Source organism: Amycolatopsis rhabdoformis (genome assembly GCF_035918295.1).
Lineage (GTDB): Bacteria > Actinomycetota > Actinomycetes > Mycobacteriales > Pseudonocardiaceae > Amycolatopsis > Amycolatopsis rhabdoformis.
Map to the genome: position 1 here is coordinate 9,539,316 of NZ_CP142149.1, position 21,796 is coordinate 9,561,111.

General features: G+C 70.6%; 23 protein-coding genes. 14 read left to right on the plus strand and 9 right to left on the minus strand.

Annotated features, from left to right (window positions below; all coding sequences use genetic code 11):
* Nucleotides 1-131: 131 nt before the first annotated feature.
* Nucleotides 132-1,628: a serine/threonine-protein kinase gene (locus VSH64_RS44440; protein WP_326568724.1), complete on the plus strand. Its 1,497-nt coding sequence runs from the start codon at nucleotides 132-134 to the stop codon at nucleotides 1,626-1,628.
* 3 nt (nucleotides 1,629-1,631) lie between these two features.
* On the opposite strand, the gene VSH64_RS44445 is transcribed toward VSH64_RS44440, so the two are convergent.
* The 3 genes from VSH64_RS44445 to VSH64_RS44455 form a co-directional block, all read right to left on the minus strand.
* Complete coding sequence (locus VSH64_RS44445; RefSeq protein ID WP_326568725.1) at nucleotides 1,632-2,273, minus strand: HAD family hydrolase; 642 nt, start codon at nucleotides 2,271-2,273, stop codon at nucleotides 1,632-1,634.
* An 82-nt stretch (nucleotides 2,274-2,355) separates the two neighbouring features.
* Nucleotides 2,356-2,643 (minus strand): SDR family NAD(P)-dependent oxidoreductase, encoded by a 288-nt coding sequence (locus VSH64_RS44450; protein ID WP_326568726.1) that lies wholly within the window; start codon nucleotides 2,641-2,643, stop codon nucleotides 2,356-2,358.
* A gap of 114 nt (nucleotides 2,644-2,757) precedes the next feature.
* Nucleotides 2,758-2,937 carry a hypothetical protein gene (locus tag VSH64_RS44455; protein WP_326568727.1) on the minus strand — a complete coding sequence of 60 codons (180 nt, stop codon included), beginning with the start codon at nucleotides 2,935-2,937 and terminating at the stop codon, nucleotides 2,758-2,760.
* Nucleotides 2,938-3,050: 113 nt separating this feature from the next.
* Here VSH64_RS44455 and VSH64_RS44460 point away from each other — a divergent pair, with 113 nt between their 5' ends.
* The 5 genes from VSH64_RS44460 to VSH64_RS44480 all read left to right on the plus strand — a co-directional run bounded on the left by VSH64_RS44460 (nucleotide 3,051) and on the right by VSH64_RS44480 (nucleotide 7,672).
* The gene (locus tag VSH64_RS44460; protein ID WP_326568728.1) at nucleotides 3,051-3,611 is read left to right on the plus strand and encodes a TetR/AcrR family transcriptional regulator; all 561 of its coding nucleotides are present in this window, start codon (nucleotides 3,051-3,053) and stop codon (nucleotides 3,609-3,611) included.
* Nucleotides 3,612-3,673: 62 nt separating this feature from the next.
* Nucleotides 3,674-4,408 carry a HEAT repeat domain-containing protein gene (locus VSH64_RS44465; RefSeq protein WP_326568729.1) on the plus strand — a complete coding sequence of 245 codons (735 nt, stop codon included), beginning with the start codon at nucleotides 3,674-3,676 and terminating at the stop codon, nucleotides 4,406-4,408.
* Nucleotides 4,395-5,390, plus strand: coding sequence for a HEAT repeat domain-containing protein (locus VSH64_RS44470; protein ID WP_326568730.1), 996 nt, complete (start codon nucleotides 4,395-4,397; stop codon nucleotides 5,388-5,390). Before VSH64_RS44465 ends, VSH64_RS44470 begins: the two co-directional genes overlap by 14 nt.
* 56 nt (nucleotides 5,391-5,446) lie before the next feature.
* The gene (gene dinB / locus VSH64_RS44475) at nucleotides 5,447-6,643 is read left to right on the plus strand and encodes a DNA polymerase IV (RefSeq protein WP_326568731.1); all 1,197 of its coding nucleotides are present in this window, start codon (nucleotides 5,447-5,449) and stop codon (nucleotides 6,641-6,643) included.
* A gap of 174 nt (nucleotides 6,644-6,817) precedes the next feature.
* Nucleotides 6,818-7,672 carry a DUF11 domain-containing protein gene (locus VSH64_RS44480; RefSeq protein WP_326568732.1) on the plus strand — a complete coding sequence of 285 codons (855 nt, stop codon included), beginning with the start codon at nucleotides 6,818-6,820 and terminating at the stop codon, nucleotides 7,670-7,672.
* A 277-nt stretch (nucleotides 7,673-7,949) separates the two neighbouring features.
* Here VSH64_RS44480 and VSH64_RS44485 read toward each other — a convergent pair whose 3' ends face one another.
* The 4 genes from VSH64_RS44485 to VSH64_RS44500 form a co-directional block, all read right to left on the minus strand.
* Nucleotides 7,950-10,631, minus strand: coding sequence for a PKD domain-containing protein (locus VSH64_RS44485; RefSeq protein WP_326568733.1), 2,682 nt, complete (start codon nucleotides 10,629-10,631; stop codon nucleotides 7,950-7,952).
* A gap of 84 nt (nucleotides 10,632-10,715) precedes the next feature.
* Nucleotides 10,716-11,906 (minus strand): monodechloroaminopyrrolnitrin synthase PrnB family protein, encoded by a 1,191-nt coding sequence (locus VSH64_RS44490; protein WP_326568734.1) that lies wholly within the window; start codon nucleotides 11,904-11,906, stop codon nucleotides 10,716-10,718.
* A 22-nt stretch (nucleotides 11,907-11,928) separates the two neighbouring features.
* Nucleotides 11,929-12,330, minus strand: coding sequence for a DUF742 domain-containing protein (locus tag VSH64_RS44495; RefSeq protein WP_326568735.1), 402 nt, complete (start codon nucleotides 12,328-12,330; stop codon nucleotides 11,929-11,931).
* Between the two features lie 178 nt (nucleotides 12,331-12,508).
* Nucleotides 12,509-13,909, minus strand: a complete 1,401-nt coding sequence (locus tag VSH64_RS44500) for a sugar porter family MFS transporter (RefSeq protein ID WP_326568736.1) — start codon at nucleotides 13,907-13,909, stop codon at nucleotides 12,509-12,511.
* Nucleotides 13,910-14,267: 358 nt separating this feature from the next.
* Here VSH64_RS44500 and VSH64_RS44505 point away from each other — a divergent pair, with 358 nt between their 5' ends.
* The 3 genes from VSH64_RS44505 to VSH64_RS44515 all read left to right on the plus strand — a co-directional run bounded on the left by VSH64_RS44505 (nucleotide 14,268) and on the right by VSH64_RS44515 (nucleotide 16,761).
* Nucleotides 14,268-14,567: a hypothetical protein gene (locus VSH64_RS44505; protein ID WP_326568737.1), complete on the plus strand. Its 300-nt coding sequence runs from the start codon at nucleotides 14,268-14,270 to the stop codon at nucleotides 14,565-14,567.
* Nucleotides 14,564-16,132, plus strand: a complete 1,569-nt coding sequence (locus VSH64_RS44510) for an alpha/beta hydrolase (RefSeq protein WP_326568738.1) — start codon at nucleotides 14,564-14,566, stop codon at nucleotides 16,130-16,132. Before VSH64_RS44505 ends, VSH64_RS44510 begins: the two co-directional genes overlap by 4 nt.
* A gap of 83 nt (nucleotides 16,133-16,215) precedes the next feature.
* Nucleotides 16,216-16,761 (plus strand): hypothetical protein, encoded by a 546-nt coding sequence (locus VSH64_RS44515; RefSeq protein WP_326568739.1) that lies wholly within the window; start codon nucleotides 16,216-16,218, stop codon nucleotides 16,759-16,761.
* 9 nt (nucleotides 16,762-16,770) lie between these two features.
* Here the strand turns inward: VSH64_RS44515 and VSH64_RS44520 are convergent, their stop codons facing one another.
* Nucleotides 16,771-17,538 (minus strand): SDR family NAD(P)-dependent oxidoreductase, encoded by a 768-nt coding sequence (locus tag VSH64_RS44520; RefSeq protein WP_326568740.1) that lies wholly within the window; start codon nucleotides 17,536-17,538, stop codon nucleotides 16,771-16,773.
* Between the two features lie 85 nt (nucleotides 17,539-17,623).
* Here VSH64_RS44520 and VSH64_RS44525 point away from each other — a divergent pair, with 85 nt between their 5' ends.
* From VSH64_RS44525 to VSH64_RS44535, 3 genes are all read left to right on the plus strand, one after another.
* Complete coding sequence (locus VSH64_RS44525) at nucleotides 17,624-18,235, plus strand: TetR/AcrR family transcriptional regulator (RefSeq protein ID WP_326568741.1); 612 nt, start codon at nucleotides 17,624-17,626, stop codon at nucleotides 18,233-18,235.
* 4 nt (nucleotides 18,236-18,239) lie between these two features.
* Nucleotides 18,240-18,554 carry an ArsR/SmtB family transcription factor gene (locus VSH64_RS44530; protein WP_326568742.1) on the plus strand — a complete coding sequence of 105 codons (315 nt, stop codon included), beginning with the start codon at nucleotides 18,240-18,242 and terminating at the stop codon, nucleotides 18,552-18,554.
* 70 nt (nucleotides 18,555-18,624) lie between these two features.
* On the plus strand, nucleotides 18,625-19,497 hold the full coding sequence (locus VSH64_RS44535; RefSeq protein WP_326568743.1) for a TIGR03620 family F420-dependent LLM class oxidoreductase: 873 nt from the start codon (nucleotides 18,625-18,627) through the stop codon (nucleotides 19,495-19,497).
* Between the two features lie 80 nt (nucleotides 19,498-19,577).
* Here VSH64_RS44535 and VSH64_RS44540 read toward each other — a convergent pair whose 3' ends face one another.
* Complete coding sequence (locus VSH64_RS44540; protein WP_326568744.1) at nucleotides 19,578-20,138, minus strand: YceI family protein; 561 nt, start codon at nucleotides 20,136-20,138, stop codon at nucleotides 19,578-19,580.
* Between the two features lie 110 nt (nucleotides 20,139-20,248).
* Here VSH64_RS44540 and VSH64_RS44545 point away from each other — a divergent pair, with 110 nt between their 5' ends.
* Both VSH64_RS44545 and VSH64_RS44550 read left to right on the plus strand, forming a co-directional pair.
* Nucleotides 20,249-20,728 carry a MarR family winged helix-turn-helix transcriptional regulator gene (locus tag VSH64_RS44545; protein ID WP_326568745.1) on the plus strand — a complete coding sequence of 160 codons (480 nt, stop codon included), beginning with the start codon at nucleotides 20,249-20,251 and terminating at the stop codon, nucleotides 20,726-20,728.
* Between the two features lie 28 nt (nucleotides 20,729-20,756).
* Nucleotides 20,757-21,749: a glutathione S-transferase family protein gene (locus VSH64_RS44550; protein WP_326568746.1), complete on the plus strand. Its 993-nt coding sequence runs from the start codon at nucleotides 20,757-20,759 to the stop codon at nucleotides 21,747-21,749.
* Nucleotides 21,750-21,796 lie beyond the last annotated feature (47 nt).

Consider the following 21,796-nt stretch of genomic DNA (forward strand, 5'->3'; position numbering starts at 1 on the left):
TGATCAGAGTGTCCCGGTTCGGCCACGCGGAGCAACCCCCGGCACCACCGGTGGGGCGTCGGGACACTCGGGCGAGCGCCGTGAAAAACTTGGCGATCGCCGTCCGTGAACGTCGCACTGAGGGGTTTTCGTTGACCGAGGAGAGCCGGCAGATCGCCGGTCGCTACCAGCTCGTCGAGCTCATCGGCAGCGGCGCCATGGGCATGGTCTGGCGTGGTGAGGACAAGATCCTCGGCCGCGTGGTCGCGGTCAAAGAACTCCTCATGCCCATGAACCAGGGCCCGGAGAAGGTCGAGGAAGCGAAGAGCCGCGCCATGCGCGAGGCCCGCATCGCCGCGCGCCTGCAGCACCCCAACGCCATCTCCGTGTTCAACGTGGTCGAGTACGAAGACCGGCCGTGGCTGATCATGGAGTACCTGCCCTCGCGCAGCCTTTCCGCGAAGCTGCACGAAGACGGCCCGATCTCCGTGGACGAGGTCATCCCGATCGCCGTGCAGCTCGCCGGCGTGCTCGCCGCTGCGCACCGCGCCGGCATCGTGCACCGCGATGTGAAGCCCGGCAACGTCCTGCTCGGCGAAGACGGCACGGTGAAGGTCACCGACTTCGGCATCTCCCGCGCGGTCGGCGACGTCACGCTCACGGCCACGGGCGAAATCTCCGGTACGCCCGCCTTTCTCGCGCCGGAGGTCGCGCGCGGCGAGGAAGCCATGTTCGCTTCCGACGTCTTCGCGCTCGGCGCCACGCTGTACATGGCGGTGGAAGGCGCGCCGCCGTTCGGCACGGCCGACAACGCGATCGCCTTGCTGTACCGCGTGTCCAGCGGTTCGATCAACCCGCCGAAGCAGGCCGGCAAGCTGGAACCGCTGCTGCTGAAGCTGCTCGAGCTCAAGCCCGAGGACCGGCCGTCGATGGCCGAGGTGCTCACGGAGCTGCGCGAGCTCGACGGCGGCGTCACGCCCGTCGCGTCGGTGCCTATCCCGCTCACGGTGCCCGCGGTCCTGCCCGTGCCCGCTCCGGACGCGGCCGGCCCCGCCGCGGCCGCCCCGACCACCCCCGCACCGGCGCCGGTCGACCGAAGACGACGCTCGATGCTCCTCGCCGGTCTCGGCGCGGTGCTCGTGGTGGTGGCCGTGGTGGTGATCGTGCTGGTGAACCGCAACGACACCGGCACCCCGCCGGTCGCGAACGGCACGTCGCCCGTGGTCAACTCGTCGCCGGTGAACCCGCCGGCGCCGACCACGAACCCGCCGACCACGCCGACGACCCCGCCGCCGAGCAAGCCGTCGGTGCCCAGCAGCGCGCCGTCGTCGCCGAGCAGTCCGGCCGACTCACCGCAGGACGCGGCCGCCGCGCTCCAGCGCTACTTCACGCTCATCCCCGGCGACCTGAAGACGAGCTTCGGCCTCCTCACGGAGAACTTCAAAGCGACGGCCCACCAGAACTACACCAGCTACCAGGCTTTCTGGACCGGTCGCACGGCCAGCGCGAGTGACATCAAGCAGATCGGCCCGGACCTGTTCAGCGCCGAGATCACCTACGGCGGCCGGGTCAACTCGACGGAACGCCACACCTACCACATGGTCAACGACAACGGCGTGTGGAAGATCGACACCGAGAGCAAGGTCTAGCCCTTACTCCAGCAGCAGAGCGAGAGCCCCGGCCGCGTCGGCGACGACGTGGTCCGGGGCTTTTTCGTCACCGCTCCACGCCCGTCCGCGATCGATCCACACCGTGTGCAGCCCCGCGGCCCGGCCGCCGGCGACGTCGGTCGCCGCGCCGTCGCCGACCATCCAGCCGTCGCGCAGCGGTGCCTCGCAGCGTTCCGCCGCGATCTCGAACAGCCGCGGGTCGGGTTTGCCGACGCCTTCGTGCCCGGAGATCGCCCACCCGTCCACGAGGCCGGCCACGCCGGTGCACAGCAGCGTCGAGAGCTGCTGCTCGGCGTCGCCGTTGGTCACCACGCCGATCCGCCAGCCCGCCGCGCGCAGCCGCGGCAGGCCGGCGAGCACACCCGGCGCCGCCGGGATCAGGGCCGGGTGGCGGTGCCGGTAGGACTCGAGCAGCTCGGCGCCGGTCTCGCGCAAGGCGAACCGGTCGCGCACGCTCTTGAAGAACACGTCCCGCGGCGCGAGCCCGTCCTCGTCGGCGGAGGCGAGCCAGTCGGCGTCGCCGGGCGTGAGGTGGTGTTCCGCGCAGAACTCCCAAGCCCAGCGCCGGAAACCCTCCGCCCGGTCGACGAGGGTGTTGTCGAGGTCGAACAGCACGAGCCGCACCGAACGACCCTAAGCAGACACCGCGCGTGCTCGCACGCCGACCTGGCCCGAACGACCCGAGCGGCGCAGGCCGACCGGAGGGTCAGCGGGCGAGCAGGTCCAGCGAGACCTCCCACAGCAGAGTCGCGGCTTCGGGGTCGAGCGCGTGCGCCGCGACGCCGTCGCGTGAAGGTGCGACGTTGAGCTCGGCTTTGTTGTTGTCCTCGAAGTAGCGGCCGCCGACACCGGCCAGCAGAGGAGGCGCGGCGAGCAGCACCGACGTCGAGGCGCCCTGCTCGGTGGTCTTCCACGCGTAGGTCCTGGCGATCTCGGCGAACTCGGCGTCGTCGACCTGGTGGCGCTGCAGGTTGGTGCGGATGCCGCCGGGCATCAGCGCGTTGGCGGTGATGCCATCGGCAGCCCAGCGCGAGGCCGAAGTGGCCGAGGTGGTTGGTGGCGAACTGGTGCTCCCAGCCTTCCGGCGTGCGGTTGAGCGGTTCGGCCATCACGTGGTGTTGCGCACCGCCAGCGTGACCTCGGCCCGGGCCTGGGCGAGTGCGCGGGCCGTCTCGACGCCGATGCCGGACGCGCCCCCGGTCACGATCGCGCGGCGGCCGGTGAGGTCGACGCCCGCGCTCACGTCGGCGGCGGTGGACTCCCTGGTGCACGGGGTGGTGAGGCGCATGGTCGTCCTGTCTCGAACTCTATCCGGATTGTCCTCCGATTTATCTTGACGCTAACCGGAGAAACCTCCGGTCGCAAGTGTGCTTGAGTGGACCGCACCGGAAGGGGTGAGAGGTGACCAAGCCATTGCGCGCGGATGCCCGGCGCAACCGCGACCTCCTGCTCGCGTCCGCGGTGAAGCTGTTCTCCGGCAAGGGTCTCGACGCCACGCTCGACGCGATCGCCAAGGACGCCGGCGTCGGCATCGGCACGCTGTACCGCCACTTCCCGACGCGGGAGTCGCTGATCGAGGCCGCCTACCGCAACGAGCTGGACCAGCTGTGCGACGCCGGCCCGGAGCTGCTGAAGGAGCTGGCGCCGGACGAGGCGCTGCGCACGTGGATGGACCGGTTCGTGGACTACATGACCACGAAGATCGGCATGGGCGACGCCCTGCGCGCCGTGATCGCCTCCGGCGGCGACCCGTACGCCCACAGCCGCGAACGGCTCAACTCCACCATCGACCAGCTCGTCTCGCCGCTGATCGCCTCCGGCGCCCTGCGCGGCGACATCCCCGTGGACGACATCCTCATCAGTCTCAGCGGCATCGCCGTGGTGGCGGGGTCGCCGGGGCAGCGCGAGCAGGCCGGGCGGGTGCTCGACCTGCTGGTGGACGGGTTGCGCTACCGCCCCTGACCCGGCGTACTTGACCTTGACACCGTGACAAGGTCTTCACTGGGTCGCAGGAGGTGGTCCAGATGACTACGCCCCACCCGAACCCACCGGACCGGCGCCTGATCGCGGCGCTGGGCGCCGGCAACTCTTCGGTGCGGCTGAAGGCCGCGCTGACGGCCGGCACGGACGCCGACCCGGCGCTCGTCGAACCGCTGCTGGCGCGGTGCGCGGTCGAGCCGGACTTCTTTGTGCGCGACATGCTCACCTGGGCGCTCACGAGGCTGCCGGCGGAGATCACGGTGCCGCGGCTCGTGGCGCAGCTGCGGTCTACTCGGGCGCAGGCGCGCAGCCAGGCGCTGCACACGTTGTCGAAGATCGGCGACGGTCGCGTGTGGCCCGAGATCACCCGGTCGTTGCTGCGCGACACCGACGACGAGGTGGCGCGCAGTGCCTGGCGAGCGGCCGTGGTGCTCGTGCCCGCGGCGGACCGGCCCGCGCTGGCCGCCGAGCTGGCGACCCAGCTCGGGCGCGGCGACCGCGCCGTGAAGCTGAGCCTCAGCCGCGCGCTCGTGGCCCTCGGCGAGGTGGCCGAGCCCGTGCTGCGCCAGGGTTTCGCGAGTCCCGACCCGCTCGTGCGCGCCCATGCCCGCGCCACGGAACGGCTGCTGCGCGACCCGGACGCTTCGTTCGACCCGTCGCTGGAAGAGGCGAAGCGGATGGCCGCGCTCGGGCCGGAACGCGCGGCGGCAGTGGAAACAGCGGTGGAGTCAGCCGCGGACACAGCAGTGGAAGGAGCGGTGGCCGGTGCTGATCGGTGAGGTGGCGCGCCGCTCGGGGGTGAGCAGCCGGATGCTCCGGCACTACGACACCCTCGGGCTGGTGCGTCCCACCGGCCGCACCGTCGGCGGCTACCGCGAGTACTCCGCCGAGGACATCCGGCGCATTTTCCACGTGGAAAGCCTGCGGTCACTGGGTTTGTCGCTGCGCGAGATCGGCCGCGCGTTGGCGGACCCGGGCTTCACGCCGTCCACTTTGGTCGGTGACCTGATCCGGCGCACGGAGGACCGGCTCAAGCGCGAGCAGGAACTGCTCGACCGCCTGCGCCGGGTCGACGCCTCCGCGCCGCCGGCCTGGGACGACGTGCTGCGGCTCGTGGAGCTGCTCCACGGCCTCGACTCGCCGGACCCCGCGCGCCGCCAGCAAACCGCGCTCGGCCCGGCCGAGGACGTGCCCGCTGAGCTCCTGGCCGAGGCCGTGCTGACCGAGCCCGACCAGAACGTGGCGGGTGCGCTGCGGTGGGCGCTGGCCCGCTCCGGCGGCGACGCCCTGCCCAGCCTCACCGCCGGCCTGCGCTCACCCGAGGCCACCGTGCGCCTCCGCGCGATCCGCGCCATCGCAGATCTGCCGGGCGACGCCGCGACAGCCGCTTTGGCCGGCGCCCTCGACGACCCGGATCCGACCGTGCGCACGCGCGCCGCGCTCGCGTCGGGGGCGCGCGGCTCGACCGCCGCCGTGCCCACGCTCGTGGCCCTGGTGGTCGACGGTCCGAACGACGTCGAGGCGGCCGAGGTGCTGGCCGAGCTGTCCGCGGACGCCTCGACCGCAGACCGGATCAAGCGGGCGCTGGCCGAGGAACTGGCGGCCCACTCGGCGGATCAGGCCGTGCGGATCCGGCTCACGCAGGCCCTCGCGGAGCTCCCGGCGACCGAGGACCTCTTGCGGCAGCTGACTGCCGACGAGGATCCGGCGGTGGCGTTGATCGCATCGGCTTTGGCGGGGATGCGGCGCTCCGAGGGCTGATTTTAGGCCATCCGGGTGACAAGAGGGCTGGTTTTGACGGTGTTCGATGCGAACATGTGTTCGTGTCGACTGAAGGACCGATCCTCCACGCCGACCTCGACGCGTTCTACGCGTCGGTCGAGCAGCGCGACGATCCGCGGCTGCGCGGCCGGCCCGTGATCGTCGGGGGCGGGGTGGTGCTGGCGGCGAGTTACGAGGCGAAGGCGCTCGGCGTGCGCACGGCCATGGGCGGTGCGCAGGCCCTGCGGCTGTGTCCGCACGCGGTGGTGGTGCCGCCGCGGATGGCGGCGTACAGCGCGGCCAGCAAGGCCGTGTTCGAGGTCTTCCGGGACACCACGCCGGTGGTGGAGGGCCTGTCGATCGACGAGGCGTTCCTCGACGTGGGCGGGTTGCGGCGGATCGGCGGCAGCCCGTCGGAGATCGCGCGGCGGCTGCGGGCCGACGTGCTGGCGCGGGTCGGGCTGCCGATCACCGTGGGCGTGGCGCGCACGAAGTTCCTGGCGAAGGTGGCCAGTGCGGTGGCGAAGCCGGACGGGTTGCTGGTGGTGCCGCCGGACGAGGAGCTGGCGTTCCTGCACCCGTTGCCGGTGGAGCGGCTGTGGGGCGTGGGGAAGGTGACGTCGGAAAAGCTGCGCTCGCGCGGGATCCGCACGGTGCGGCAGGTGGCGGAGCTGCCCGAAGTGGACCTGGTGTCGATGCTCGGCCGAGGCGCGGGACACCACCTGCACGCGCTGTCCCACGGCCTTGATCCGCGGCCGGTGCGGGTGGGGCAGCGGCGGCGATCCATGGGCTCGCAACGGGCTTTGGGGCGTCGGCGGCGATCCATGGCGGAGCTCGACGAGCTTCTGGTGTCCATTGTGGACCGGCTGGCGCGGCGGCTGCGGTCGGCGTCGCGGCTCACGCGAACGGTGGTGCTGCGCCTGCGGTTCGCCGATTTCACCCGGGCCACGCGCTCGCGCACGGTGGCCGAGGCCACCGACCACACCGAGACGCTCCTGGTGGCGGCGCGGAAACTGCTGCTGGAGGCCCAATCGCTGGTCTACGACCGCGGGCTCACGCTGCTCGGCATCTCGTTCTCCAACCTCACCCCTCACGGGTCGGTGCAGCTGGCGCTGCCGTTCGAAGTGGAGGACGGCATCGCGGTCGACTCGGCCGTCGACGGCATCCGCGACCGCTTCGGCAGCGCGGCGATCACCCGCGGGTCGCTGCTGGGCCACGACCCCGGGATGGCGGTGCCGCTGCTGCCGGATTGATCTCCACCGGAGATCGCGGACATCCGGTGAGAAACTCACTGTGGATCAGCCGAGAGTGCGCCGAATGGCGGTGTAACGAACGCAGGGCTCCGGGCGACGGAGGGGCAGCTACGTTTTCCCGAGTCTTCCCGAAAATGCCAGAGCGGTACCCCTCGGACGAAATAGTGAGAAAGCATGGACAAGCAAAGACGCCTGCGCGGTATCACCATTCTCTCGGTGGTGGCAGCCTCCGCCGGGATGCTGTTCGTGGCGCCCGGCGCGGCGCTCGCGGCCCCGCCGAGCAGCGACATCACCGTGAGCACCACGAGCCTGCAGCGCGGTGAGACCTTCACGGTCACCGAAACCCTGTACAACCCGCAGGACTTCACCGTCGTCGGCGCCAAGGCCGCGCTGTACGGCAAGGAGACGCCGATCACCGACGTCGTCGACGTCGTCTCCTGCGACGTCGCGTGCGGCGTGCTCGGCAGCAGCCTGCGCGCGGGCGTCGGCGACCTCGCCCCGGGCGCCAGCGCCACCGTCGCCTTCACCCTCAAGGTCAAGGACACCGCTCCGGCCGGCTCGGTCACGCTGCAGGACCAGTTCGTGGGCGACAACTTCTCCTTCGAGACTCTCGACGGCCCGGCCGTCACCGTCACGCCGGCCACGGACTCCGCCGACATCGGCGTTTCCCTCGCCGCGGCCCCGACGGGCGTGCTGAGCTCGGAGATCACCTACACGATCACCGCGAAGAACACCGGCCCGGCCACGGCCACCGGCGTGAAGCTCCAGGCCACGCTGCCCAGCGGTCTGCAGTACTCGAAGTCGTCCTCCTGCACGGCTTCCGGGCGCACCGTCACCTGCACCATCGCGTCGCTGCCGGCCAACGGCACGGCCAAGGCCAGCTTCTCCGCCCGCGCGGGCCTGCTGACCATCGGCACGCTCACCACCACGGCCCAGCGCCAGGCGAGCTCGCCGACCGACCCCAACGCGGCCAACGACAAGGCGTCGCGCTCCTGCCACGCCGTCACCAGCCTGCTCATCAGCTGCTGACCTCTCGGCCCCGGTGAACCGGCCCGGCACCCGTTCTCAGGGTGCCGGGCCGGTTCGCGTTCCGATTCGGCCACTTTCGGCGGAAAACCGGCGGTGGCTTTTTTTCCATTCTCACCCGATCGGGGGGACAGGACATTTTCGCCGAGTCCTGTCCACCCCGTCGGGATAACAATTCATCGTTTCTTCGTCACACTCGAATGGCCGAAAGGCTAGGCACTCGAGAACCCGGCGGTCGAGAACCCGGCGGTCGAGAACCCAACAGTGGAGAACCCGGCCGTCAGAAGCCCATCCGGCACCCTGACAGCACGATCTCCTGTCCGAGCAACGTCACCACCCGCACCGCGTACTGCGCGAGCTGACCGTTGGGCCCGGTCACCGTCTCGTTGAGGTGCACCGTCGCCACCCCGGGGATGCCGATGGTGGCCGGCCCGGTGCCGATCGGCTGGCCGTTGAGGGTGCCGACCCGCGAAGAACCGTGCAGGCCGGTCCCGTCGGCGACGCAGGACGTCTGGATGTCCTTCAGCGAGATCACCCCGCCCAGCAGCGAGGCACCCGACACGAGCGCGCCGGCGTTGGTGCGGCCGGTGGACGCGTCGAGCGTGCAGTCGGCGTGCAGGGCCTGGACCGAAGCCAGCCCGAGCACGTTGACCGTGGCCGTGGTGTGGTCGCTGTTCGGCGGGCAGCCGGCCAGCGGCGTCTTGCTCACGTTGATCAGGCCACTCGCGCTGAGCGACCAGGCCTCGGCCCGCACGTACGACACGATCTTGACCACTGCGGTCGCGGAGTCGCCGTCGTCGTCGGTCACCGTCACCAGCACGTTGTGCGCGCCCACGCCGGTGTACGTGTGCGAAGCGGTGCAGGTACCCGAACCCGGCGTCTCGGAAATCGCCCCCGTGGCCACGGGGGAGCCGTCAGCGAAGTCGACTGTGCACGTGTGCGTGTCGTGCGTGCCGATGTCGGTGAACGGCGCGGTGACGCCGATCGGCGCGCCGCGCAGCACGAGCTGCCCGTCGGCCGGTGCCGAGATGCTCACGTGCGGCGCGACGTTCGTGAGCGTGAGCGTGGTCGTCTTCAGCACGGCCGGGTGCAGGCTGTCGTCGGCCGAGAGCGTCAGTGTCCACACACCGTCGTCGTCACAGGTGACCGTGGTGGACAGCGCAGCGGGATTCCCGAAGGTGCACGAGGTCCCACTGTCCACACCGGACTGCGGGGTCGCGGTCCAGTGCGTGGCCAGGGAAGGACCGTCCGGGTCCGTGACCGTGCCGGCCAGCGACACCGCCGTGCCCTCCTGGCCCGCGTACGGGCCACCGGCCACGACCACCGGCGGGTCGTTCACGATGATCCGCACGATCGCGGTCGCCGCGCCCCCGTCGTCGTCGGTCACGCGCACGAGCACGTTGTACGTGCCCGAAACCGTGTACGCATGGGAAGCGGAGCAGTTGCCCGCACCCGCCGACTCCGTGACCGAACCCGTGACGAGGGCCGAACCGTCGGCGTAGTCCACGGTGCACGTGTGCGTGTCGTGGTGGCCGATGTCGGTGAACGGCGCGGTCACCGCCACCGCGGCACCGTGGTTGAACACGGTGTCGGTCGTCGGCGCCGTGATGTGCACGGCCGGCGCGACGTTCGTCAAGGTCAACGCGGCCGTGCGCGCCACCGGCGGGTTGATGCCGTCGTCGGCGGTCAGCGTGAGCGTGTACGTGCCGTCGTCGTCACAGGTCACGGTGGTGCTCAGCGCCGCGGCGTTGCCGAACGAACACGTCGCGCCCGCGTCGACCCCCGCACCCGGCGCGATGCTCCAGTGCCGCGAACCCGCCTGGCCGTCGGGGTCGGTCACCGTGCCGGCCAGCGACACCGCGGTGCCTTCCTGGCCCGCGTACGGACCGCCGGCCACCACGACCGGCGGCGCGTTCACGATCACGTGCGTGCAGTCGGCGACCGTGCCCGGGCCGCCGCCGTCGGTGCCGTGCGCGGTCACGCACAGCTCGTGGCGCCCCGGCGCGAGGTTGCCGGTGGCCACGGAGTACGTGACGGACGCGGGGCCCGTGCGCGGCAGCCCCGGGGTCACGTTCGTCACCGGGATCGCGCCGCCGCCGTCGACCGAGAGCGTGAGCGCGGTCAGCTGCGAGTCGATCACACCCGGCAGCACGTTGGGCAGGTTCGCCGGGTCGGGCACGGCGGTGCAGGTACCGCCGGTCAGGTCCGCGATGGCCTGCAGACTCGACTCGTACGAGCCGCCGGCGCAGCTCGAGCCGGCCCCGACCGCGAACGTGTAGTAGGTGACGTTCGCGGGCACCGTGCTCAGCGGCGGGCGCACGTCGCCGACCGCCGCGCCGTCGGAGAGGAACACCACGATCTTGCGGTTCTCGGTCTGCGCGTCGGTCACGGTCTTCGCCGCGCTGATGCCGGCGGTGAAGTCCGTGCCGCTGGGGAAGTTCTTCGCGGTGAACTTGCCGATCCCGCCGATCACGGCCGAGTCGAGCACCTCGTTGATGTCGCGGGCTCCGTTGCCGTTCGCGTCGGCGGTCGGGGTGGTCAGCGTCTGCTCACCGGCCGCCGGGCCCACGTCGGCCGTGGCGCTGCCGGTGCCGAACACGGCCGCGCCGACACTGCCGATCACGGTGTTCGGCACCGCGGCGTCGTTGTTGAGCGCCTTGGCCGCGGCGATCTCGCAGCCCAGCACGGTGGTGTTCGAGCAGCCGGAGCCGGTGCTGCCGGACACGTCGAGCACGTAGGTGAGCCCGGTGTCCTTCACCGCCGCTCCGGTGCCCACCGACGCGGTGCCGGTCACGGTCGCGGGTCCCTGGGGGATCACGGTGTCCTCGGCCGGGGAGGCCAAGGTCACCGACATGCTCGTGCCGCCCGGCAGGTTCCCGGTCACGGCGGCGGCCGGTATCGCACTCATGGCAAGGGCTGCCACGGCCAGCGGCACGGCGCCGGCCCACAGTCTCGGTCTCAAGGCTTCACTTCCCTTTCGTCGATCGGAATCAACGGTGGGAAAGTCGCCGCCACACCTCCGGAGTTACTCGGCCGATGCGGTGAGTCACGCAGGGTGGCCGTCACCGGAAGCGGTCGAAACCCATTCCCGGAGCCGGTCGAGATCCTTGCGGGCCGACGGTTTTCCGGGCCGGTCGCGGGCCGCCCGCAGATCGGCCAGGTACGAGAGCCCGGAAACGACGACGTCGAGCGGCGGCCCGCTCGCCGTGAGCTCCGAAAGCCGTTCCGGCGGCGCCGTTTTCGCCGGTTCCACGAGGAAGGGCAGCACGAGTTTGTGGTGGTGGTAGGTATACGCCGCGCCGTGCGCCCGGCACACGGCGAGGAACAGTTCCGCGTTCTTCCGAAGCCGCGGGTCCGGGGTCGCCTCGGCTTCGCGCAGGAATCGCGTGAGCAGCGGTTCCTCGTCCCCGATCGCGCGCAGCCGCACCTGGTCCGCGGGCGTGACGTACGGGTACTTTTCGGTCACCAGGTTCTGGTAGAAGGGATCCCGCGTGCTCGCGAGTCCCAGCAGGACGTCGAGCTCGTTGATCGCCGAGAAGTCGCCGGCGTTCGCGCCGCGGTATTCGGCGTTGCCCACCCGATAGGTCTTGAAGTACGGCCGCACGTTGAAGAAGAACCGCTCGACGTCCAGCGTCTTCGAAAGCGTGCGGTTGAACTGCAGCACGTCTTCCAACGCGGCCAATGCCGTTTCCAGCAAATACGCCGAGAGCGGGCTCGACACGCCGATCGGCGCGATCTGCCGGATCGCCTCGGCCGCGCGCTGGTAAGCGAACACGGCCAGCCCGTTGTTGGTCAGGAAAACTGCTTCGTCCTCGAGTGACGTAAAGGTCTGGAACTGCCCGCCACTGGCCGGGTTGTACATCGCCTGGTGCGCGAAAACGAACCGCGGCGCCACACCGAGCGAGGACCCGAGCAACGATGCCAGCGACCAGGCGGCCGAGAGCTGCTCGGCACCCGGCGCAACCGATTCGTGCCTCCGGCAGGCGGCGAGGTGATAGCCCACCAGGCCGAGCAGTTGGTACTTCTCCCGCTCTACCACGGGTAGCGCGCCTTCGGCCAGGATGCCGCCGATCAGGTGGTGGCCTTCGGCGACCAGGGCCTGCTTGAGCTCGTCGAGCCCGGGCCGGCCGTGGAGGATCTCCTGCCGCTCGGCGAAGTAAGCCTCTTCCAGCGCGGTGTTGTACTCGACGAACTCGTTCCTGATCCACCGGTCGAACCGGGCCGCCGCAGTCGTCACCGACCCGAGGGTATCCGCGGGACTAGAGCCGGTCGAGCCCGCCGAGCATGCGGCCCAGCACCTCCGTGCGGGCTTCCGAGTCGTACGCGCCGACCGGCGGGTGCACGTAGAGCAGCTCTTCGACCAGCAGCTCTTCCACGAGCTCGCGCGCGGTGCCGATGGAGAGGTTGAGGTACGCCGAGAGCTCGGCCACCGACACCGTGGACACGCACAGCTCGCACGCGCTGCCGTACGGCTCCCGCAGCATGCGGCTGAGCCGGCGGCCGAGCTCGGTGGTCGAGACCAGCGTCTCGAGGGCCAGCTCGTGGCTCACCTGAGCGGGCCCGCGGGTGCGCGCGTACGGCCGCACGAGCAGGCCGTCTTCCGGGAACCCACCGGGGTCGGACACGCGGTGCCGGCCCGGTGTCCCGTCCGGCTCGCTCATGCCGCCACCTCCTCGCGCTCTGAGGGCAGTACAGCACCGTGATCACCGGTGTGCCAACTCCGCGCGGAAAATTCTGTCCGAAGTGGACCCGAAGCGGACTTGACCGGGACCTGAAAACGGCGACGGCCGGGGCGCGCCGGGGTCACCCCGCCGCGCCCCGGCCGTCCGGGTCGGAAGATCAGGCCGCTTCGGCCTTGGTACCCGCGTTGTGGCGGCCGCGCAGGTCGAGCTCGATCTGCTCGAGCGTGCGGCCCTTGGTCTCGGGGACCAGCCACTTGGTGAGCGCGAAGAGCACCACGTTGATGCCCGCGAACAGGAACATCGAACCGCCGAGTCCCAGCGCGCCCGGATCGGAGATGATCGGGAAGACCGCGCTGACGATGCCGGTGGCGGCCCACAGCACCACGCTGCTGATGCCCATGCCCGCCGCGCGGACCTTGAGCGGGAACACCTCGGCCATCATCACCCACACGACCGCGCCCCAGCCGAGCTCGTAGCCCACCAGGTAGAGCACCATCGCCACGAGCATCAGGATGCCCTTGGTGGTCACGTCGTCCACCTCGATCACGATGAACCCGGCCGCGACGAGCGTGACCACCATGAGCACGTTGCCGATCAGCAGCAGCGGCTTGCGGCCCCAGCGGTCGACGACGAACACGACCCAGGCCGTGAACAGGAACTTCGTGACACCCAGCAGCACGCCGGACAGCAGCGCCGCCTGCGTGGCGAAGCCGAGGCCGATCAGCATCGTCGGGAAGTACGCGTTGATCGCGTTCACGCCGCTGAACTGCTGGCCCATGGCGAGCAGCAGGGCGACGATCAGCATCGGGCGGACCATCGGCGCCCACAGGTCGCGGAAGCGCGTCTTGGCCGTTTCGGTGTCGAGGCGGATGACCTCGCGGATGGTGGTGATCTCCTCGTCCACGTTCACCGCGTTGCCGTGGGAGCTCACGAGCACCGAGCGCGCTTGCTCCTCGTGGCCGTTGGCGACCAGCCAGCGTGGGGTCTCGGGCAGGAAGATCAGGCCCACCAGCAGGATCACGGCCGGCACGATGGCGCCCGCGAACATCAGCCGCCAGTTGGCGGACGGGCCGAGGCCGTAGCTCACGAGGAACGCGATCAGGATGCCGAGCACGATGAAGATCTGGTTGAGCGCGCCCATGGCACCGCGCAGGCGGGCCGGGGCCAGCTCGGACAGGTAGGTCGGCACCGTGGACGAGGAAAGCCCGATGCCGACACCGATCACGAGCCGCGAGACGATCAGCATCGCGAAGTTCGGCGAAGCGCTCGCCGCGATCGTGCCGATGATCACGATGACCGCGGCCACCATGATCGTGCGGCGCCGGCCGAGCTTCTCGTTCATCCGCGAGGAGAAGAGCGCGCCGACGATCGCACCGACCGAGAGGCTGGCGGTGATCACGCCCTTGTCCCACCCGGTCAGGCTCCAGGTCTTGCCGATGAACGGCAGAACACCGGAAATGACACCGAGGTCGTAACCGAACAGGATGCCGCCGAGGGCACCGAAGAAGTACAACGTGGTCCTGTTGATGGGCCGCCGCGCCGCGGCAGTTTGTGTCATAACCGAGCCGTCTCTTTCCGGTGCTGGCCGGCCGGTCCGGTTCGCCGGTGGGGACCAGCGCCGTTCGGCCGAGCATGGTGGGTCTCGAATAGCCGGTTTTTTCCTGGCTGGGCGCCGGACGCGTTCCGACGAACTTCGCCGTACACAGTCACACGCGGCTCACCGGTGGGCAATACACCGGCTGATAACTATTCAGTCACGTGACTGGCGTTCACATATGTGGACGAGATAAGGGCAAGAGTGCCCAGGTCAGACGCAGTGGTACAGACAATCCGGATTTCCGGTGTCTTCTCGGAACCCCGCGGACACGCCGATCGTCGTACGGTGACTTCTGGCTGCGGGGTGAAGTGAGGTACGCATGGGTGCGGGGTTCGAAGTCGTTCCGGCGACGGTGGCGGAGGCGGCCGGGCACGCCCACCGTGCGGCCGCGACCGTGCGCCCGGTCGACCTGGCCGGCTCGCTCGCCGGGGTCGCGACTGGGATGCCGGGCGGCACGAGTGTCGGGGCTGCGGCGCAGCTGGGCGACGTCTGGCACACGGCCGTGCCGCAGTGGGCGACCGACACCGAGGCCTACGGCACCCAGCTCGACGACGCCGCGCGCGGCTACCGCGGCGCCGAGCAGCAGGCCACCGACGACGTGACCGAGGCCGGCCGATGATCACCTGGGGTGCGGTGCGGAGCTGGAACCCCGCGGCCGTCGGCGCGGTCGCCGACACCGTGAGCCGACGCATCGAAGAGCTGCTCGCGGCCGACGCCGATGTCGACGGCATGACGCGCCTCGACGGCTGGACCGGCGATGCCGCGACGGCCGCGCAGGCCCGTGGCACCGCGTTGAGAACGCGGCTCGACCAGCTCGTGGCCGAGGCTTCGGCCGTGCGGCGCGCCGCGCACGAGGCGCAGGTGGCCGTGGAACGCCTCGCGGGCGAAGTCCGCGACACCGACGAAGTGGCCGCCCACAACGGATTCACCATCGACGACGGCGGCTGGATCACCGCCGTCCCCGGGCCGGGTGTGGTGCCGAACGACCGCGTGCGCGAGGAGCTTTCCGACCGGGTGGAGCAGATCCTGCGCCAGGCCACCGACGTCGACGCCGATTTCGCGGCCGTGCTCACCCGCGCGGCGAGCGGCGAGATCACCGACCAGGGCGCCACCACGCTCGCGCAGGCGGCCGCCGCCGGCACCGCGCAGAGCGGCCTGTCGACCCTCGGCCCGCCGCAAGGTGGCACCCCCGGCGACAACCGTGCGTGGTGGGACAGCCTCTCGACCACGGCGCAGGGCACGATCCTGCGCGACAACCCGGACCTCGTGCGCAACCTCGACGGCGTGCCGGTGAAGGATCGTGACGCCGCGAACCGCGTTGTCCTGCAACGGGAAATGGCTCGGCTGCGCAACGACCCGAGCGAGGCCGCGAAGACGAAGCTGCGCGGGCTCACCGACATCGGCAACCGGCTGGGTGACACCGGGCCCGGCAAACCGCAGGCGTACTTGATGCAGCTCGACACCAGCGGCGACGGCAAAGCCGTGGTGGCCGCCGGAAATCCCGACACGGCAACGGATGTGGCCACCTACGTGCCCGGCACCGGCAGCGAGCTCGGGAAGATCGGCGGCGACCTCGGACGCTCGGACAAGATGTGGCAGTCGGCCACGATGGCGGGCTCGCCCTCGCCGTCGGTGATCACCTGGGTCGGCTACGACGCGCCGGACGAGCTGTGGGACGCGGCCAGCGCGAGCTACGCGGACGGCGGAAAAGGCGACCTCTCGAAGTTCGAGGAGGGCCTGCGCGCCTCCCACGAGGGCGCGCCGTCGCACAACACCGTGCTCGGCCACAGCTACGGCACCACCGTGGTCGGCCACGCGGCGCGCGACGGTGGTCTCGACGCCGACGAGATCGTGTTCGTCGCGAGCCCGGGTGTCGGGGTGGACCACGCGAACCAGCTGCACCTCGACGGCGTGCCGCAGGATCAGGTGGCGCAGCACGTGCACTCGACCGTCGCCGAGCATGACATGATCAAGATCACCAACGTCGGCGTCGCCGGCCACGATCCGCTCGGGCCGGACCCGGCGGGGTCGGGCTTCGGCGGCCAGGTCTTCGACTCGGCGCCCGGTACGAAGGGGCCGTGGTACGAGGGTGGGCTTTCCGGTGCGGCGCACAGCCAGTACTGGGAGGACAACAACCCCTCGCTGCGCAGCTTCGGCCGCATCATCGCGGGGAGGCCGGGGTGAGGGCCCGGCGCGCCCTCGCCGCGCTCACCGTCCTGCTGACCTGTGTCGCCTGCTCCCCCGGAGGTGGGGCCATGGAAACCACGATGACCGAGAAACAGGCCCACGACCGGGTCGAGGACTACGTGCGCGCCGCGTTCGAGTCCCTGCCGCGCACGGCGGCGCGCACCTTGTTCTCGCAGAACCGGTCCGAGTGCACGGACCCGACGGACGACGGCCCGGCCGGACGCTTCGAGATCTCCGTGACCTACGAGATCACCGGCTTGGCGGTGGCCTCGTTCGGCGCGCACTTCGACGCCGTGGTGGCGTGGTGGCGCTCGCACGGGTTCACCGTGGTCGCCGACAAGCGGCCGGGTGACCAGTACGTGTTCGCGCGCAACGCCGCGGACAGTTTCGACATGTCCATTCAGGCCAACGAGCTGGGCAAGCTGTACCTGGGGTCGACCTCGCCGTGCGTGTGGCCGAACGGCGTGCCGGACGCGGCGGCCGCCGAGGACGAAACTCCGGCTGCGGTGGCCGAGCCGGTGGTCGAGCCGCCGACCCCGAAACCGCAGCCACGTCCTCGTCGTGCGGCGGTGGACGACGAGGACTTCGGCGACACGAGCTGGTCGGACGGCGGCACCGCCTACTGAGCCGCGGTCCTACGCGGTGCGCACCGACCGCACGGCGGAGTAGCCGCCGTCGACGCTGAGCGTGGTGCCGTGGATGTTCAGCGCGTCGTCGCTCACCAGGAACAGCACGGCGCCGGCGATCTCCTCGGGCGCGCTCGCCCGCCGCGACGGAACGGTGGCCACCAGCTCGCGGATCGGCGCCGAGTCCGCGAAGCGCTCGGTGAGCGTGGGCCCGGGCGCGATCGTGTTCACGCGCACGCCCGCGGGCCCGTACTCGGCGGCCCACGACTTGGTCAGCGAGTGCACGGCGGCCTTGGTGGTGCTGTAGAGCGCGGAGCCGGCCATGCCGTCGAGGCCGTTGATGGAGCCGAGGTTCACGATCGCGCCGCTGCCGCGCGCGGCCATGCCCGGCGCGAGCAGGCCGGTGAGCAGCATCGGTGCCTTGATGTTCACGGCGAGCAGCGCGTCGATCTCTTCGTCGCTCAGCTCGCCGGTGGGCTTCGGCGCGCTGAGCAGGGCGGCGTTGTTCACGAGGATGTCGAGCGCGCCGTCGGCCGCGTGTTCGGCGGCTCCGGCGAGCTCGCGCACGGCCGCGCCGGTGGTGAGGTCGGCGCGCAGGAACGTGGCTCGGCCGCCTGCTTCGGCGAGGCCGGCGGCCACCTTCTCGCCGCGTGCGGTGTCGCGGCCGCTCACCAGCACGTGGGCGCCTTCGGCGGCGAGCACGCGGGCGATGGCGACGCCGATCCCGCCGGTGGAACCGGTGACGAGCGCGGTGCGGCCTTCGAGACGTGAGGTCACGGTGGGTGTTCCCTTCTGGAATGGACTGGCGGGTTCAACCGTGCCTCGCGTAAAATGGACCCGCAAGTCCAGAAAGGTGGCGGTCGTGACGATCACCAGCAAGGGCGCCGCGACCCGGCAGCGCATCGTCGAGGGCGCGGCCGCGGAGATCCGCGAGCGCGGCGTGTTCGACACCACGCTCGACGACGTCCGCGCGCGCACCGGCACCAGCAAGAGCCAGCTGTTCCACTACTTTCCCGACGGCAAGGAGCAGCTGCTGCTGGCCGTGGCGGAGTTCGAGGCCGACCGCGTGCTGGGTTCGCAGCAGCCCTACCTCGGCGCGCTGCACACGTGGGACGCGTGGCAGGCATGGCGCGACACGGTGGTGGCGCACTACGTGGAGCAGGGGCAGCACTGCCCGCTCAACGTCGTGATGTCGCAGCTCGGCCGCAACACCCCGGGCGCGCAGGCCGTGTCCACGCGGCTGATGGAGCGCTGGCTCGCCGAGCTCGCGGCCGGCATCCGGCACCTGCAGGCGACCGGTGAGATCGGGGCGGCGGTCGATCCCGCACGGGCGGCGTCGGCGCTGCTGGCCGGGGTGCAGGGCGGGGTGGTGATGCTGCTGTCCACGGGGTCGTCGGCGCACCTGGAAGCCGCGCTGGACGTGGGGATCGAGAATCTGCGCCGGAGTTCGGCACCCGGCCGCGCGGTAGTCTGATCAGGTGGAAACCGTCGCGGATCCGGAGGTCGTGCGGGCCTTGCGGGCGCTGGCCAACCCGGTGCGGCTGCAGCTGCTCTCGTGGCTGCGCGAGCCCGCGCAGCACTTCCCGCTCGACGGCGGCGTGCTCGACGTCGGGGTGTGCGTGAGCCACCTGCAGGCGAAGGCGGGTTTGGCGCAGTCGACGGTGTCGGCGTATCTCGCGGAGCTCGAGCGCGCGGGTCTGGTGCGCTCCACGCGTGTGGGGAAGTGGACGCACTACCGGCGTGACGAGGAGCGCATCGCTTCGCTGGTTTCGGTGCTGGGGCAGACGTTGTAGGTCTTCGTGGTTCGAGCCCGGGCTGCTTGGTTGCACTTCATATCGTAAATCTGCGATACTTCGATACGTGATGAGTGACGACCTCGGGAAGTTCGGGATCTGGACGTTCGACTTCGAGCACCAGCCCGCCGCGTTGATGCGGGATTCGGTGCAGGAGCTGGAAGAGCAGGGCTGGCGCGCGTTCTGGATCCCGGAGCTGCTCGGTCGGGAAGCGCTTACGCACGCGGGGTTCCTGCTCGCGTCGACCGAGCGGCTGCACGTGGTCAACGGCATCGCGCAGATCTGGTCCCGCGAGGCCCGCTCGACCCAGGGTGCGGCCCACCTGCTCGCCGACGCCTACCCCGGCCGCCACGTGCTCGGCCTCGGCTTCGGCGGCACCGCGCGCCCGGACGTGAAACCCCTGGCCGCCATGGCGGCGTACCTGGACGAGATGGACGCGGTCCAGAGCCCCAACCCCGCGCCGGCCACGCCGATCCGCCGCATCCTCGCCGCCTACGGCCCGAAGATGCTGGAGCTGGCCCGCGACCGCGCATCCGGCGCGCACGCCTATCACGTCACCGTGGAGCACACCGCCGACGCTCGCGCGATCCTCGGTCCGGACACGTTCCTGGGCGTCGAGCACGCCGTCCTCTTCGACGCGGACCCGGCTTCGGCGCGCGCCACCGCGCGCGAGCACCTGGCGCGCTACCTCACGTCGAAGTACAACGTCGCCAAGTTCCGCCGCCTCGGCTACACCGACGCCGACCTGTCCGCCGGTGGCTCCGATCGCCTCATCGACGCCCTCGTCTTCTGGGGCGACGTGGACTCCGTCGTGGAGAAGCTGCGCGGCCACCTCACGGCCGGCGCGGACCACGTCGGCATCCAGGTGATCGGGACGCCGCCGGGGGAGTCGGCGATGCCGCACTGGCGCCGCCTGGGTGAGGCTCTGCTCGCGGACAACTGACCCCGGAAAACGCGAACGGGCCGGCTCATGTGGATGAGCCGGCCCTGCGCGACCCGGTTACCCGGGGTCTGAGGTGAGGTTCAGGCGCTCTTGATCGCCGAGACCTCGAACTCGAGGGTGACCTTGTCGGACACCAGCACGCCACCGGTCTCGAGGGCGGCGTTCCAGGTGATGCCGTAGTCCTTGCGGGAGATCACGGTGGAGCCTTCGAAGCCCACGCGCTCGTTGCCGAACGGGTCCTTCGCCGAGCCCTCGAACTCGAAGGGGATGGTGATGGACTTCGTGGCGTCCTTGATGGTGAGGTCGCCGGTCACGTCGAAGCTGCTGTCGCCGGTCTGGGTGATCCCGGTGGACACGAAGGTGATCTGCGGGTACTCGTCCATCGAGAGGAAGTCGTTGCTGCGGATGTGACCGTCGCGGTCGGCGTTGCGGGTGTCGATGCTGTGCGCCTGGATGGTGACCTTGGCGGACGAGTTGGCCGGGTTCTCACCGTCGACGGAGAAGGTGCCCTCGAACTCGTTGAACGAGCCGCGGACCTTCGTCACCATCGCGTGGCGGGCGACGAAGCCGATGCGGCTGTGGGCGGCGTCGATCGTGTAGTCGCCGGTCAGCTGGGGGTAAGTGGTGGTCGCGCTGGTCATGATGTTTTCTTCCTCCGGGTTCGCTCCCTCAGCCACTTGGTTGAGGGCTCAACGAGACTGTAGCCCACATAACCTGATTGCGCGAGCAAGTATTCCGGTAGACTGCCCATATGGTGGACAGAGTGCCGTTGAGCAGGGAAGAAGAGGCCGTGTGGCGGCCGTTGACGCGGATCATCACCGTGTTGCCCCGCGTGCTGGACGACCAGTTCGTGAACGAGACCGGCCTGTCGATGACCGACTACACCGTGCTCGTGACGCTGTCCGAGGCCGAGCAGGCGTGGCTGCGGCTCTCCGACCTGGCCAAGGCCACGGCGCTCTCGCTCAGCCGCATCAGCCGCGTGGTCGACAGCCTGGTGAAGCGCGGCCTGGTGGAGAAGGTCAAGTGCGAGAGCGACGGCCGCGCGGCCAACGCGTCGCTCACCGAAGCGGGCCGGGCGAAGCTCGCGGGCGCCTACCCGGGCCACCTCGCGCGCGTACGGTCGCACCTGTTCGACCACCTGACCCCCGACGAGATCCGCGGCGCGGGCCCCATCCTCGCGCGCGTGGCCGCCGCGCTGGAGCCCGACGGCGCCCAGCCGTGCCCCGAGTGACCTGCAACCCCTCGACGAAAGTGGTGTCATGACCGCCGACAAGGGCGAATTCAAGCGCGACCAGAACTACCTCCCCGACCGCATCACCGCCGACGGCCGCGACGGCTGGCCGGTGGAGCCTGGCCGCTACCGCCTCGTGATCGCCCGCGCGTGCCCGTGGGCCAACCGCGCGTCGATCGTGCGCCGGCTGCTGGGCCTCGAGGACGTGCTGTCCATGGGCATCTGCGGGCCCACGCACGACCAGCGCAGCTGGACCTTCGACCTCGACCCGGGCGGGCGCGACCCCGTACTCGGCATCGAGCGCCTGCAGGAGGCCTTCTTCAAGCGCGACCCGCAGTACCCGCGCGGCATCACCGTGCCGGCGATCGTCGACGTGCCCACCGGCAAGGTCGTGACCAACGACTTCAAGCAGATGACGCTCGACCTGTCGCTGGAATGGCGCGCCTACCACCGCGAAGGCGCGCCCGATCTGTACCCGGAGCCCCTGCGCGACGAGATCGACGACGTCGCCGACAAGGTGTTCCACGACGTGAACAACGGCGTCTACAAGGCCGGTTTCGCCGGTACGCAGGAGGCGTACGAGAAGGCGTACAACGCGCTCTTCGCCCGCCTCGACTGGCTCACCGAGCGCCTCGCGAACCAGCGTTTCCTCGTCGGCGACACCATCACCGAGGCCGACGTGCGCCTGTTCACCACGCTCGTGCGCTTCGACGCGGTGTACCACGGCCACTTCAAGTGCAACCGGCAGAAGCTCACCGAGATGCCGGTGCTGTGGGCCTACACCCGCGACCTGTTCCAGACGCCCGGGTTCGGCGACACGATCGACTTCGACCAGGTCAAGGAGCACTACTACGTGGTGCACCGCTCGATCAACCCGACCGGCGTGATCCCCGCCGGGCCCGACCTGTCGGGCTGGCTCACGCCGCACGGCCGCGAGGAACTCGGCGGCCGCCCGTTCGGCGACGGCACCCCGCCCGCCCCGCCGATCGAGGGCGAACGAGTGCCTTCCCTGGCCGCGTAACCGTTTTTCACCCGGCTGGGCCCGCGAGGGCAACAGCCTTACCCGAG

Bases quoted from the DNA above. Each gene is read 5' to 3' on its own strand.
- VSH64_RS44450 (WP_326568726.1), bottom strand. From the start codon at position 2,643: ATGCCCGGCGGCATCCGCACCAACCTGCAGCGCCACCAGGTCGACGAC.
- VSH64_RS44455 (WP_326568727.1), bottom strand. From the start codon at position 2,937: ATGCGCCTCACCACCCCGTGCACCAGGGAGTCCACCGCCGCCGACGTG.
- VSH64_RS44465 (WP_326568729.1), top strand. From the start codon at position 3,674: ATGACTACGCCCCACCCGAACCCACCGGACCGGCGCCTGATCGCGGCG.
- VSH64_RS44480 (WP_326568732.1), top strand. From the start codon at position 6,818: ATGGACAAGCAAAGACGCCTGCGCGGTATCACCATTCTCTCGGTGGTG.
- VSH64_RS44495 (WP_326568735.1), bottom strand. From the start codon at position 12,330: ATGAGCGAGCCGGACGGGACACCGGGCCGGCACCGCGTGTCCGACCCC.
- VSH64_RS44500 (WP_326568736.1), bottom strand. From the start codon at position 13,909: ATGACACAAACTGCCGCGGCGCGGCGGCCCATCAACAGGACCACGTTG.
- VSH64_RS44505 (WP_326568737.1), top strand. From the start codon at position 14,268: ATGGGTGCGGGGTTCGAAGTCGTTCCGGCGACGGTGGCGGAGGCGGCC.
- VSH64_RS44510 (WP_326568738.1), top strand. From the start codon at position 14,564: ATGATCACCTGGGGTGCGGTGCGGAGCTGGAACCCCGCGGCCGTCGGC.
- VSH64_RS44515 (WP_326568739.1), top strand. From the start codon at position 16,216: ATGACCGAGAAACAGGCCCACGACCGGGTCGAGGACTACGTGCGCGCC.
- VSH64_RS44535 (WP_326568743.1), top strand. From the start codon at position 18,625: ATGAGTGACGACCTCGGGAAGTTCGGGATCTGGACGTTCGACTTCGAG.
- VSH64_RS44540 (WP_326568744.1), bottom strand. From the start codon at position 20,138: ATGACCAGCGCGACCACCACTTACCCCCAGCTGACCGGCGACTACACG.
- VSH64_RS44545 (WP_326568745.1), top strand. From the start codon at position 20,249: ATGGTGGACAGAGTGCCGTTGAGCAGGGAAGAAGAGGCCGTGTGGCGG.
- VSH64_RS44550 (WP_326568746.1), top strand. From the start codon at position 20,757: ATGACCGCCGACAAGGGCGAATTCAAGCGCGACCAGAACTACCTCCCC.